14 protein-coding genes are annotated in these 13635 nt (G+C 44.6%); 8 read left to right on the top strand and 6 right to left on the bottom strand.

Translation table 11 applies throughout. The annotated features are described in order from the left end of the window. Positions 1-11 precede the first annotated feature (11 nt). The 5 genes from cobC (at position 12) to btuD (ending at position 5686) form a co-directional block, all read left to right on the top strand. On the top strand, positions 12-626 hold the full coding sequence (cobC, locus tag R7P69_RS08515) for an alpha-ribazole phosphatase (RefSeq protein WP_005389801.1): 615 nt from the start codon (positions 12-14) through the stop codon (positions 624-626). Between the two features lie 128 nt (positions 627-754). Next, positions 755-2551, top strand: a complete 1797-nt coding sequence (locus tag R7P69_RS08510) for a M3 family oligoendopeptidase (protein WP_130546029.1) — start codon at positions 755-757, stop codon at positions 2549-2551. A 274-nt stretch (positions 2552-2825) separates the two neighbouring features. Beyond that, entirely contained in the window at positions 2826-3854 is a 1029-nt protein-coding gene (locus R7P69_RS08505; protein ID WP_005377878.1) for a succinylglutamate desuccinylase, read from the top strand. 82 nt (positions 3855-3936) lie between these two features. Further along, complete coding sequence (gene btuC / locus R7P69_RS08500; RefSeq protein WP_042521936.1) at positions 3937-4932, top strand: vitamin B12 ABC transporter permease BtuC; 996 nt, start codon at positions 3937-3939, stop codon at positions 4930-4932. After that, positions 4919-5686 (top strand): vitamin B12 ABC transporter ATP-binding protein BtuD, encoded by a 768-nt coding sequence (gene btuD, locus R7P69_RS08495; protein ID WP_080773704.1) that lies wholly within the window; start codon positions 4919-4921, stop codon positions 5684-5686. Before btuC ends, btuD begins: the two co-directional genes overlap by 14 nt. 70 nt (positions 5687-5756) lie before the next feature. Here the strand turns inward: btuD and R7P69_RS08490 are convergent, their stop codons facing one another. From R7P69_RS08490 to R7P69_RS08480, 3 genes are all read right to left on the bottom strand, one after another. Continuing rightward, positions 5757-6332: a nucleoside triphosphate pyrophosphohydrolase family protein gene (locus R7P69_RS08490; protein ID WP_042521933.1), complete on the bottom strand. Its 576-nt coding sequence runs from the start codon at positions 6330-6332 to the stop codon at positions 5757-5759. 110 nt (positions 6333-6442) lie between these two features. Next, positions 6443-7015, bottom strand: coding sequence for a DUF1415 domain-containing protein (locus tag R7P69_RS08485; RefSeq protein ID WP_042521931.1), 573 nt, complete (start codon positions 7013-7015; stop codon positions 6443-6445). 89 nt (positions 7016-7104) lie between these two features. Beyond that, the gene (locus tag R7P69_RS08480) at positions 7105-8328 is read right to left on the bottom strand and encodes an MFS transporter (protein ID WP_005377873.1); all 1224 of its coding nucleotides are present in this window, start codon (positions 8326-8328) and stop codon (positions 7105-7107) included. A 106-nt stretch (positions 8329-8434) separates the two neighbouring features. On the opposite strand from R7P69_RS08480, the gene R7P69_RS08475 reads away from it, so the two are divergent. Next, entirely contained in the window at positions 8435-9304 is an 870-nt protein-coding gene (locus tag R7P69_RS08475) for a LysR family transcriptional regulator (protein WP_017820887.1), read from the top strand. A 27-nt stretch (positions 9305-9331) separates the two neighbouring features. Here the strand turns inward: R7P69_RS08475 and R7P69_RS08470 are convergent, their stop codons facing one another. Beyond that, positions 9332-9562: a glutaredoxin family protein gene (locus R7P69_RS08470; protein ID WP_005377871.1), complete on the bottom strand. Its 231-nt coding sequence runs from the start codon at positions 9560-9562 to the stop codon at positions 9332-9334. A 138-nt stretch (positions 9563-9700) separates the two neighbouring features. On the opposite strand from R7P69_RS08470, the gene R7P69_RS08465 reads away from it, so the two are divergent. Together R7P69_RS08465 and rlmF are read left to right on the top strand one after the other, a co-directional pair. Next, positions 9701-10216: a M48 family metallopeptidase gene (locus R7P69_RS08465; RefSeq protein ID WP_005377870.1), complete on the top strand. Its 516-nt coding sequence runs from the start codon at positions 9701-9703 to the stop codon at positions 10214-10216. Further along, a complete protein-coding gene (rlmF, locus tag R7P69_RS08460) occupies positions 10203-11330 on the top strand; it encodes a 23S rRNA (adenine(1618)-N(6))-methyltransferase RlmF (protein ID WP_258488705.1) in 1128 nt (375 codons plus the stop codon). The genes R7P69_RS08465 and rlmF overlap by 14 nt, the downstream gene beginning before the upstream one ends. A 71-nt stretch (positions 11331-11401) precedes the next feature. Here the strand turns inward: rlmF and R7P69_RS08455 are convergent, their stop codons facing one another. After that, positions 11402-11722, bottom strand: a complete 321-nt coding sequence (locus R7P69_RS08455; protein ID WP_052484232.1) for a hypothetical protein — start codon at positions 11720-11722, stop codon at positions 11402-11404. A gap of 70 nt (positions 11723-11792) precedes the next feature. Continuing rightward, positions 11793-13388 (bottom strand): S41 family peptidase, encoded by a 1596-nt coding sequence (locus R7P69_RS08450; RefSeq protein ID WP_053303156.1) that lies wholly within the window; start codon positions 13386-13388, stop codon positions 11793-11795. Between the last annotated feature and the right edge of the window lie 247 nt (positions 13389-13635).

Genomic DNA, 13635 nt, shown 5'->3' with positions numbered 1-13635 from the left:
GATGGAACAAAATGAAAACACTCAATATCTATCTTGTGCGTCATGGAAAAGTAGACGCTCCACCAGGACTCCATGGCCAAACAGATGTAAAAGTTACGCCTGCTGATCAAGAGAGTATTGCTCGGGCTTGGGCCGAGAGTGGACGAGGTGTGGGTGGAATAATTTCTTCTCCGCTTTCACGCTGTCAAGAACTGGCAAACATCATTGCTGAACAGCAATTATTACCAGTAATGACGGATGAGTCTTTACAAGAGATGGCATTTGGTGATTTTGATGGTATGCCTTTTGATATGCTCACTGAGCAGTGGAAAAAGCTAGATGCTTTTTGGCAATCGCCAGCACAACATACGTTGCCGAATGCTGAGAGCTTAAGCACATTTTCTGAGCGCATATGTCGCGTTTGGTCTCAAATCATCAACGATATCAATGACAATCTACTTATCGTCACGCATGGTGGCGTCATTCGTATGATTCTTGCTCATGTATTGGAGTTAGATTGGCGTAACCCAAAGTGGTATTCGACGTTGTCGATAGGAAACGCTTCTGTCACGCATGTAACAGTTACCATAGATGAGCAAATTTACGCCTCGGTGCGTTCGATTGGCGTACCTCTTTTAACTCGTTAATTTATAAATATTAAAATGCCCAGAACGATATTGCTTACGGGCATAGTCACGGAAGATGTCAGTGGAAGCCCATCTGCTAGGTGCAGGAAGCGAAAATTGACTCAGTTACATAAAAAGGAAATATAGAAATGACAACGCCGAGTTGGGATTTGTCCATCGTTTATAACGACCTTTCTGACCCACGAATTCAAGACGATATTGCTCTTGTGGAACAATGTATTGATCTTTTGAATAAACAATCAGCAGATTGTGGCAACGTAGAGATCATGCAAAATGCGATTTTGACCAATGAAGCCGCGAGTCGTTTAGCGGGTACAGTTGCAAATTTTGCGAGTTGTTATGCTTCTGTTGATGCAACAAACGCCGAAGCGAAATCGTTACTTGGTAAAATGACCCGCATCTTTTCGGAGCTTTCCCAAGCGTTCAGTCCCTTTGATTTGACACTAACGCATGCCGACGAAGAGTTTATCTTGCGCGTGTTAGACCATGAGAATCCTGATATCAGTGGGCAAGCTTTTTCTATCTTGAATTCTAGAAAGTTGGCGGATACTCGTCTTAGCAACGCAGAAGAACAGTTACTGGCTGCGATGAGTGTGGATGGCAAATCGGCTTGGGGTAACCTATACGATAACCTGACTGGCTCATTGAAAGTGAAGCTTGAGTACACAGATGGTAATAGTGAAGAGCTTGGGTTTTCTCAAGCGGCAAGCATTCTTTATGGTTCTGAATTCGAGCGTCAAGAAGCCGCGTGGCGAGGCGTACAAGATGCAATGCAAACGCACCAAGAATCATTCGCTGCGATTTTGAATGCGTTAGCAGGATGGCGCTTAACTGAAAACAAAAAGCGTTCTACGAAGCGTGAAGTTCACTTCCTAGAGCCGAGTTTGCATGGTAGCCGAATCCAAGCTGAAACTTTAAATGCGATGATGACCGTAGCCAAAGACAGTCGAGCTATTGGTCAGAAAGCGGGTTTATTGATGGCGCAAGTACATGGTCTGGATGAGATGAAACCTTGGAATCATCTGGCGGCTATGCCTGCTTTGAGCGGTGAAGCGAAGGTTTACGACTTTGATGAAGCGATTGATGTTATTTGTGAAGCATTTGAAACAGTAAACCCTGAGATGTCGGAGTTTGTCCGTTTGATGGTACAAAATGGTTGGATTGATGCCGCGCCAAATGCTAACAAGCGTCTTGGCGCATACTGCACCAAACTGCCAGCAACGCGAACACCACTTGTGTTTATGACTTGGAGTGGCAGCCGTTCAGACCTTATGACTCTGGCACATGAACTTGGCCATGCGTTCCATAACTGGGTTATTCGTGATTTGCCACTTTGCCAAACTTACTACCCAATGACGTTAGCAGAAACCGCCTCTATCTTTGCAGAAAACATCGTTCGTGATCATTTGATTTCGAAAGCGGAGAGCGTTGATGAAAAGCTCGAGATGTTGTGGGAAGAGTTGTCATCTGCGCTAGCTTTAATGATCAACATTCCGGTTCGCTACGAGTTTGAAAAATCGTTCTATGAACGCCGCCAGGATGGAGAGTTAACCGCAGATGAATTCTGTGAGTTGATGTCAGAAACTTGGAAAGAATGGTATGGCGACGTAATGAGCGAACCGGATCCGTACTTCTGGGCAAGCAAGCTGCACTTTTCTATTGATAGCGTGAGCTTTTATAACTACCCATACCTATTTGGTTTCTTGTTTAGCAAGGGTATCTATGCACAGCGAGAAACCAAAGGCGAAGCGTTTTACACCGATTACATCAATTTGCTGCGCGATACAGGCTGCATGATGGCGGAAGATGTCGTCGAAAAGCATCTGTCGATGGATTTAACCCAGCCAACGTTTTGGCAGCAGAGTGTTGAGCTAGTGCGTGAAAAAGTCGATGAGTTTGAGCGTTTGCTCGCACAGCGCGGCTAAGTTTTTCGCAGTGTTGATGCATAATCTGCTTTATAGCTACAAAAATTTGATCAAATCATAATGATCTTAATCAGGGCTGTGGTAAAGTTCACAGCCCTAACACTTTGTAATTGTTTGAAAATTAAACGCCTCAATGCTTGATTTGAGTGCCTGGCGCGAAAAGGCATCGGATTTTCGAGGGAAATAGTGATTTCTACTCATAAGTGAGATCGCAGCAACAAAAATCCTTTGTACAATTTATTAACATATCCGCCGTGCTATTAAGGAGTAACGCATGACGAAGTCTCTCTTTCGCCAATCGTTTTTAACTGACACGTTAGATGTTCATATTGATGTCGCACCAGCGGAGCAGGTGCTTTCTAACGGTGTAAAACTTAAACTCTATCAGCGTGGTGTATTAGAAGTAATCCCTGCGAATTATACTCAGGATACGAAGAACATCATCATCTCTTGTGGGGTTCACGGAGATGAAACCGCACCGATGGAGCTGGTGGATTCCATTATTCAAGACATAGAATCTGGGTTCCAGACGGTCGATACCCGTTGTCTGTTCATTATCGCTCACCCAGAGTCCACTCTGGCGCACACGCGATTCCTTGAAGAAAACCTCAACCGTTTGTTTGACGAAAAAGAACACAAACAGACAAAAGAGCTTGTTATCGCCGATACGCTTAAGCTGCTTGTTCGAGATTTTTATCAGGATACCGACCCGACAACACGCTGGCACCTTGATTTACACTGCGCGATTAGAGGCTCGAAGCACTATACGTTTGCAGTAAGTCCTAAGACTCGTCATCCTGTGCGCAGCAAGGCATTGATCGATTTCTTGGACAGTGCACACATTGAAGCAGTGCTCCTGTCAAACTCACCATCGAGCACGTTTAGCTGGTACAGTGCCGAGAATTTTGGTGCGCAGGCTCTCACAATGGAGCTTGGCCGTGTGGCTCGTATCGGTGAAAATGACCTCGATAAACTGACCGCGTTTGATTTGTCTTTACGTAATTTGATTGCGGAAACGAAGCCAGAACACTTACCAAAACCATGCATTAAGTATCGCGTAAGTCGCACAATCGTTCGTTTGAACGAAGACTTTGACTTTATGTTCGACGACAATGTTGAAAACTTCACCTCATTTGTTCACGGCGAAGTGTTTGGTCATGATGGCGACAAACCATTAATGGCGAAGAATGAAAACGAAGCGATTGTCTTCCCGAACCGCCACGTCGCAATAGGTCAACGTGCAGCTCTGATGGTTTGTGAAGTGAAAACCCGTTTTGAAGAGGGTGAGTTGGTTTACGATTAATCCAACATTGCTTTGAGAAGTTAATTGCAATTTACCGAGGCTTAACTGTAAGGTTAAGCCTCGTTTGTTTTTATCGGCCGCTATGGATTTTCAACAACTTATCCTGAACAAGGAACGACGCTGGCAACGTAACCTGATGGTTATGTCGATCGTGCTCGCTGTACTCTCTGCCATTCACTTGATGGTCGGAGAAATTTTCCTTTCTCCTTTTCAATCCTTATCTGCATTTGAACAGAAGTTATTGGTGGACTTGCGTTTACCGAGGTTAGTGTCTGCGGCAATTATTGGTGCTGCGTTAGCGGTATCTGGCGCGACGTTACAAGTGTTGCTTGGGAACGTGTTGGCTGAACCTGGCGTGCTTGGTATCTCTGGTGGCGCAAGCTTAGCAATGGTCTTAATCATGTTCGCGTCACCTGTTCTTCCTACCCCGATTGTTTTTATGTTGGCAGCGATTGCTGGCTCGATGGTATTCACGTTTGTTTTGGTGGCGATAGCAAGGGCAATGCACCTGACGACGGCTCGATTGCTTTTGGTTGGGGTCGCATTGGGTATTTTATCGAGCGCGATTGTGACGTGGGCATTTTACTTTAGTGATGATCTCAGTTTACGCCAACTGATGTATTGGTTAATGGGCAGTATTGGCGGTGCAAGTTGGTATCAACATACCGTTACTTTGGTGATGTTACCGGTGCTTATCTGGTTATGTTGTAAAGGCAAGTCGCTTGATAAATTGATGCTGGGTGAGATTCATGCGACCCAATTGGGTGTCGATGTGCATCAAATGCGTTGGAAATTGATCCTCGCCATTTCTGTTTTGGTGGGTAGCTCAGTCGCTTTGGGTGGCATCATCAGTTTTGTTGGTTTGGTGGTGCCGCACTTGTTGCGTTTGGCTTTTGGTACTGAAAACCGTTATTTATTGCCACTTTCTGCAATATCTGGTGCTGCGTTGCTTGTATTTGCTGACATCGGCGCAAGACTGTTATTGGACTCCGCAGAGTTACCTTTAGGTGTCATGACAACATCGATTGGCGCACCTATTTTCATCTGGATGCTGGTGAAGAGTCATGATGCACGTTAAACATATGTCGGTTGGTAGTCGATTATTGCCTCTTTCTTTTGAATGCAAAGCTGGCGAAATCGTACATATCGTTGGGCCTAATGGTTCCGGTAAGAGTACTTTATTGGCTGCGATTTCTGGTACGTTAAGTCACCGAGACGGTATGAGTGGTGAAGTGTACGTTGGCAACAAAAACTTGCTTACTTTACCGTTGTCAGAGCAAGCTCATGTTCGAGGTTATTTGTGTCAGCAATCGCGCCCAGCGTTTAATGTTGATGTGTTTCAGTATCTCGCTTTATCTCTGCCAAGTGGTGCTGAGATTGCGGATATCAAAGTGCGTGATGCTGTCAATATGGTGGTGGAGCTGGTACAACTGCAAGATAAGCTTCATCGCAGTATTCAAACATTATCCGGTGGTGAGTGGCAGCGTGTCCGATTAGCAGGTGTATGTTTGCAGGTGTGGCGTACCATTAATCCTTTTTCGCAGTTTTTAATTTTGGATGAGCCAGCAGCACCGTTAGATATTGCGCAAGAGGGTCTGCTCTATCAATTGATTAACACTATGGCGGCGCAGGGAATTGGAGTATTGGTTGCTAATCACGATCTCAATCGCACATTAAAGCACGCAGATAAAGTATTGCTGCTTAACAACGGTGTGCTGCACTCATCAGGAAGTGCCGATACTGTGCTAACGGAAGAAGCTCTCGGGGAAGTGTTCAATACTCAAGTCAAAAAGGTCATCGTAGATGAGCAACCTTATTTAATCTTTGATTAATGTTTAGGGACAATAAAAAACGACCTACTTGAGGTCGTTTTTTTTTAATCGAGATAGCCAAACTCAACGCTTATTGAGTTAACGGTTTTAGATCTGCAGGGCGGTAGTAAACAGATTTGAGTACTTTGCCTTTACGAATGGTTTTACCTTCCGATACGAAATCTTCGGCGCATTTCGCGATGATGTATTCACCTTTCTGCACCGCCATCAACTTGATGCCTTGTTCCGCGTAGAATGCTTCTGTTTCTGAGTACTCTTGCTCGTTACGGCATACTTTGCTCATGTTGCTTGAATGTACTTCATCCCAGCAAGGAATAAATTCGATACCACGGTTTACCGCAACGTTTAATAGAAGATCAATTAAGTAGCTGATCGCCAGGTTGTCTTCTATTTTGCTGTGGCCAAGATGAACGAGACGGCCCATTAATACATACACGCTGTCTACGATGGCATCTGCTTGCTCAGTTTTACAATCTGCTTCTGCTAGCTCTGTTAGCTCTTCGATCGCCAAAGAGGTGTGTAGTGTATCTGCTTGTGCATCAAGGCTTGCAGCGTCTGCGACTGGTAAGTCGAACGTACTACGGAACTCGGTGATATCACGGTATAAGTGATCAAAAATCTCTTGGGTTAGCTTTGACAGTTGCATTCTAATTTCCATTGAATCGATTGAAGCGGCAATGATACCAAACCGCACTTTGAACCCCAAGGGCATTGCATCTAACTGGTGATAAATCTGCCTTTGGGGAATGGTGGTGCTTAACGAAATAGGTAAGGGAACAGCTTTTTACGTTCTTCCTCTGAAAGGGCGGAAACACGAGCGATGTTCGTATCGGGAATGGATTTAGGATCAGGATAGTGTTTTAGTACCTTTTCCATACTCTCTTCGCGAATCAAATGGAAGATCGGGTAAGGAGAACGATTGGTCAGGTTTTCGTCGTCTTCAGGCCTTGCGCCGCCAAAACAGTAATCAGGATGGAAAGTCGCTACTTGGAAAATACCTTCCCAGTTTTGCTGCTTAATTAATCCTTCAACCCAATCTATGCAAAAGTTGTAGTCCCAGAAATCTTGTAGCATGTTGGGAACCACAACCAACGTGGTCTCAAGTTGTTCGGGTTCTGTGTTACTCAGCTCAATCAGCTGCAATAAAATATCTTCAAGAAGCGCTTCTTCTTGAGTCGCTTCACTAACAAAAATTTTGATTTGTTTATTACGTTGCGGTTTGGCAGCAAACGGACAAAGGTTGAGTCCGATTACCACATCGTTGAGCCATTGATCGACCTGTTGAGTGATCGCTTCGATATCTGTGTTTTGTGTTGAACGCGTTGACATACGACTTTCTGGTTTTTATTAAAGTAGCCCAAGCATAGCAGAGTTGGTTATCCAAGTAACCAGAGAGGTATTACGCAAATGAGCGTACCTTAGCTACTCTTTAAACTCGCAGCGTCAGGTGTTTGGTCAGTATGCTTTCTTTCGGCAATGTGTTTCAAATACGCAATCGCAGCAAACATCGCTAGGTAGACGGCGCTTCCCCCCATGAGAACACTCGACCAACCACCATGTTGCCAACAATAAAGAAGTAAGAATCCTCCCAAACTACCGCCTACATAGTAGTGTACTAAGTAGAGCGCTGTCGCGGTGGCTTTGGCACGAGTGGCATTCTGACCGACCCAACCGTAGGCGAGGGTATGAGTAAAGAAGGCACCAAAACTTATCAGCAACAACCCAAATAGCATTGCAGTCAAGCTTTCAACCGCCGCAATCCACATCCCCGTCATGCTCACTATCGCGCCCAAGAACATGCCGAGGATTGATGAATAACGTTTACTCCAGTGGCCTGCGCAACGAGAGGAGAAAGTTCCTCCCAAGTAACAAATAAAGATCAGTGAGGCCAACCCGACGGGCACATTGTGAGGTTCACTCACCAGACGGAACCCCATTACGGAGTAAAGGTTGACGAACAAAGCAAAGTTGAGTCCTCCTATCAGCATCGCGAACCATACGCGTTGGTTTTTAAAATGACCAATAAGCGCACGATTTTGATGGCGCAAGCTGCTTGATGACGGGGTGAAGTTGCGCTGTGTTGGCAATAAATAGTGAACGCCAATGACACCAAGAAGAGTGAACACCATCATAACTTCAATGGCGACATCAACATTGAAATTGTCCGCCAATAAGCCGCCGCTAATACGTCCTGCAATACCGCCTAATGAGTTAGCCGCAATGTACGTTCCAATTGCCATCGAGAAAGCGTGCTTGTCGAGCTCTTCTGCCATGTAAGCCACGGCGACCGCAGCAAAAGCGGCGAGCGCGACACCGATCAGTGCTCGACATACCACCAAAAACAGGAATGAGTCACCAAACAGCATCAAAGCGGAAAGGGTAGGAATCGAAAACAGACCAGCCATCATGACTGGCTTTCGTCCCACTGATTCTGACAACACAGCCATCGGAACGAGGCTAAAAGAGAGAGCGAGTGTTGAGGCCGCAAATAACCAGTTCACTTGCGTTTCTGAGATCGTGAAAATTTGGGCAAAAGTGGGCAGCATTGGCTGTAGTAGGTATAAATTTGAAAAAACCAAGAAGGAACCAAGCGCTAGCGAGAGCGTAATGCGTTTGTATTCCGGTGTGCCAAAACTGACCATGAATCCTGCCTAATGTGAGCAAATGGAGAGACTGTGATCAATCTATCAGTTCGTTGTAAATTAAAAAAATATATTAAAAATATGGACACCATATATTTTTGATCTAATGGAATCGAAACAACTTAAACATTTTCTGGCGGTCGCTGAACATGGAAACATTACCCATGCGGCGAAAGCCCTGCATATTGCCCAGCCCGCATTAAGCATTTCTATCAAAAAGTTTGAGCAGTCTTTGGGCGTTACCCTATTTCGCCGTGATGATAAAAAAATCAGCTTAACGAAAGAGGGCGAAACGCTACTTATACATGCCAAGCGGGTGATTCAACAGTTGCACGACGCGCAGCTCGCGATTGATGAGTTGAAAGGCTTAGCGAAAGGAGAAGTACGACTCGGAACGCCATCAATGATGGGCAGTTATTTCTTTCCACGAATTGTGATGGCGTTTAAAAGCCAATTCCCGGAGTTAAAATTGACCTTGGTCGAAGCTGGGACTCAATCGATTCGTCGTATGCTGCTCAATGGTCAACTCGATATCGGTGTGATCAGTTGTGATAACGTGCCTGATGACCTAGAAACTGACCATTTGTTTACTAGCCAAATGGTCGCAGTTGTTTCACCTGAGCATGAGTTAGCCCAGCGACACGCTCTTACTTTTGATGAGTTCTTTGAACACGATTTGGTTATGTTTCAGCATGGCTATTTTCACCGCGAATTTTTGGATCAGGTGAGTGAGGAGCATGGGTTTACCATGAAGTCATCATTCGAGACCAACTTACTGCCTTTGATTTTGAGTATTGTAAAACAAGAGTTTGCGATTACCGCGTTACTGGAATTGGTGACTCAACATGAGTCGGGCGTTGTTGGCTTACCGTTTGAACCACCAGTGACGCTGGATCTGGCACTTGCTTGGCGCAAGCAGGGGTATTTATCAATAGCAGATCGAACGTTTATCGACTTTATCAAGCGCTACGTTTAAACGCAGCGCAGATTCATCGTCCGAGCACTAGTCGCCTTTGTACATCTTCTCGAAGTTCTTTGGGTTCCAGCCAATCATTACCCGATCACCAATTTTTAAAACTGGCACTGAACGAGCACCAAGCGCATCAAGTTCTTTGCGACCGCGTTGCATCTTAGCATTGCACAAACGATAGTTAATATTTTTCGAATCCAGATAACGTTGAGCATCTTTGCAGTGAGGGCATTTGTCTTTGACGTAAAGGACGACACGTTTCATTGAGTTTCTCTCCATTATCATTGGGAGGCGAAGTTTAACGGCCTTTCACAATAAATGAAAGGCGAAAGCTAAGGTGAAACTGTCCTTTATCTCAGGTATATTGAGCGCCTTTATTTTGTCATAACAGACGTTAACTCTATGCATCCGTCACTTCGATACATTCAAGGCTACCCACAAAACATCGTAGAGCAGGTGAGCTCATTGATAGCGAGTGGCAAGTTTGTTCCTTGGTTCGAAAAGCGTTATCCCGACAGGCACCAAATCAAAAGCGAAAGGGCGCTCTATGAGTACGCCATGGCAATCAAAAACCGCTACATGAAGAAAGCCGCGCCAATCAGTAAAGTCGTCTACGATAAGAAAATTCACGCGGTAAACAACGCGCTTGGTTTGCACAGTGTAATCAGTAGAAACCATGGCGGTAAGCTGAAGTCGAAAAACGAGATTCGCATTGCCAATGTATTTAAGGATGCGCCCGAGCCACTATTAAGAATGCTGGTGGTACATGAGTTGGCACATACTCGTGAGAAAAACCACGACAAGGCGTTCTATCAGTTATGTTGCTACATGGAGCCTGAGTATCACCAACTCGAATTTGATGCTCGTTTGTTTATGATTTACCTCGATTTAAAAGCGAATTTGAATGAAGAACAATAATCACAACGCGAAGCAAGCAAAGCCAAAGACTTCAATGGCGGGTCAGAATAAAGACGCGAATAAAGCCAAGCCGAAGCGTGTTAAAGACAAAGTTGCGCGCAAATCCTCGCAGCCTGCAGGAAAGAGCGAAGTCGAGTTCATAAAAATAGCGAAGAATGGTTTGCATGAGCGTAATGTTCATCGAGGTCGTTACGATTTTAAAAAACTCGTGGAAAGTGAACCACAGTTAAAGCCATTCGTTATCAAAAATCCGAAAGGGGAAGACTCCATAAACTTCTCTGATCCTAATGCTGTTAAAATGCTCAATAAAGCATTGCTTGCTGCGTATTATGGTATCGAGTTCTGGGACATTCCCGACACCTACCTTTGCCCACCGATTCCGGGCCGCGCTGATTACATTCACCGAGTGGCAGAACTACTTGATGGTGAAGTAAAAGGTCAGTACGCGCACCAAAAAGTGAAAGCGTTGGACATTGGCGTGGGAGCAAACTGTATTTATCCGATTGTTGGTGTAACAAAATACGGTTGGCACTATACGGGCAGCGATGTCGATCCAAAATCCATCCAATCGGCTCAAACGATCGTAGAGCACAATCGTGTTTTGACGGGAAAAATTGCACTGGTACAGCAATACAATGATGCCAATATTTATCGAGGTATCATTCAACCGAATGATCGTTATGATGTGACGACATGTAATCCGCCATTCCACCGTTCGGCGGAAGATGCCGCTATGGGCAGCCAGCGTAAAATCGATAATCTAAAAGCAAACCAGCGCAAGAAAGGGCTAAAACCTCAAACCGCACAAGTAAAGACAAGTAAACCTGCGTTGAATTTTGGCGGTCAAAACGCTGAATTGTGGTGTGAAGGCGGAGAAGCGGCGTTTATCCGAAAAATGGCGAATGAAAGCCAAGCTTTTGCCGCGCAGGTCTTGTGGTTTACAACACTTATATCCAAAAAAGACAACGTTCGCCCGATGCGTAAGCAGCTTGAAAAATTGGGTGTGAAAGCCGTTCGTGTGGTTGAAATGAGTCAAGGGCAGAAAGTGAGCCGCTTTGTAGCTTGGTCATACATGGATAAGCAACAGCGCAAAGCATGGATTGAACTCAAGTAACGTTGACCGTTTCACACTGAACAATAAAGTAGGAAGCCCGCTGATATCAGCGGGCTTCTATTTTGGGAGATCTAAAACTTAATGATGGGCTCACAATCTAGTGAACTGAGAGAGACAAAAGTATCTGTTTTGGCATAGTACAAGCCACAGGTTTCACCTCTTATCTGCAACGTATATTGGTCTGGAAGATCCGCATAGCTGCCATCCAACAGTTGATTGTTGTTCCCTTTTACTCGTCCTTTTTCAATCAACAAATGCGGTGAGGATTCAAATACGTTATTTGCGATTCTAGGTGCTGGTGTCCCTTGGATTTCTGCGATCGCGTTTTGAATCTCTATGACTGTTTCCGGAGAGTTCTTTTTACTCAATGCTTCAACGGGTTCTTGTGACATAGTTTGGCATCCAATCAAAGAAATCGAAGTGCCTAAGAAAAGCGCAACCCGAATCAGCATTCGTAAAAAGTTAGTTGATCTCAACATGAATTGCCTCTGTTCGTAGCGGAGAGCGAAGATCGCTTAACTCCGGAGATGAAATGTTACGCGGCATGGCGTTGAAACTTGAAGGGGATACTGGCGGACAGGTTCCTGTTTCCATGTAGTTTAGCGCCGCAGAAAGCATACCTTCAGACGGATCGCCTAATGGTTTTGTTAGGTCGTCATTGACCCAGCAACCTTCCACTCTATTGTTTAAGCCTAGCTCGGTATTGATTTGGCTCTTTGGAGTAGGAATAAAACCATCAGCGAAGTCGCCAAATTTTTTCTCGTTCGCCGACTTGAACTGAATAGTGTAGTACATAGTGCCGCAGTTTTGTTCTGGTGAGAACCCGTACGGTTTACCTGTGGTTGTTGAGCCTATTTGGATAACCTCGACATCAATGCCGCGCAAAGCGTTGATTAACAGTTCACTTGAGGAAGCCGTGCCTCCTGAAGTCAGCACATATACGCGCTTTTTGTTCAGTGTCGGAAGCACTTGATCCGAATATTTCTGTGCTGCCCAGTCTATTGCTAGATTCGTAAAGCGATAGATGTTATCCCCATCTTTAATGGTACGCATCACTTTGTCATTATGAATCAACTCACTGAAGACTCGGTTCTGACCAGCACCGCTTAGCATGTAGCCTACTTGCGAGGACTGAAGGACTAAACCACCGCCGTTGTAACGTAAATCAACGACGATCTCGTCAACATTCTCTGCTGAGAGCGTACTGAATGCCTCAATAAGCGGGGCTTGAGCGCTTGGTTCAAAGGAGTTGTATTGCAGATAGCCGATCCGCATACCATTGTGTGTAATCACTTTGGCATTTTTAACTGGAGAGGTCATGACATCAGAGGCGGTAAGCGTCACGGTTTTCTCTAGACCGTCAACACTCTCAAATGTGAAGGTGTAATCTTGATTGATGTCAGGGTTAAAGAGCGTTTTGTTGATAAAATCAATGTCGGACTGACTACCGGTGTTAACCACATCAATATTATTGATTTTCAGAAGCTTATCACCACGAGCAATGCCGCTTCTATCAGCTGGCGAGGCTTCTTCAGTGTAGGAAATACGAACGTCTCGAGGTTGTACGCCACGTAGGAATGCCCAGTTAAAACCAAATCCAGCAACTAAACCGGATTGCGATGATTTCATATCATCCTCATAAGGGACGGTAAAATGGAAGCGATCTTTTGGTTTACCCGTCGCGGTAGTAGCAGAGGTGACCAGCGTATTGAAGTAATCAGTAACAGTTTTGTAGTTTGCTGGATTATTATCAGGAACCTCGTCATACCATAGATACGTTTCGTTAGTAAAAGCTCTTAAAAAGAGTTTTTCGTGTAATGCAGAGCCCAATTTATCTGGATAGGCGGCATAGTTGTCATATGGGTCCAGTCCGACGCGGGGCGTTTCACATTGGTTGATAAACGTTTTCGACGATTGGCTAAAATCATGAACTTTCCATGTTGGACCGTTTGCACTGCTAGTGGACGGAGTAGGTGATGAGCTATCACCGCCGCCACCGCCACAGCCTTGTAATAATGCGAGAGTGACTGCCGTTGCTAAAGAATACTTAAATTTCACTTTTCTATGTCCTTATAAATAATAGAATTATAATTATGTGTTTTGCTTTTGTTTTTATTAGCTAGGTGAATGTATTAATTTAATTTGTTCGTCTGCAAATTTATAGTTAAATAGTGTGAGGTAAATAACGTAAAAAAGTTGTCTTTTATCCTTAAGCTAAATTAGTCATTACTTAAGTTTTCTGTCTATTTCAAAAGATCTAACAAGACAATTAATAAGTGTGAAATTAAGACAAGTTCTTAGTTGA

Origin of the sequence: Vibrio sp. 661, assembly GCF_033339315.1 — a bacterium.
In the GTDB taxonomy this organism is placed as follows: Bacteria; Pseudomonadota; Gammaproteobacteria; order Enterobacterales; family Vibrionaceae; genus Vibrio; species Vibrio alginolyticus.
The sequence above is the reverse complement of the archived record's forward strand: the minus strand, read 5'-3'. Positions and strand labels throughout refer to the sequence as shown.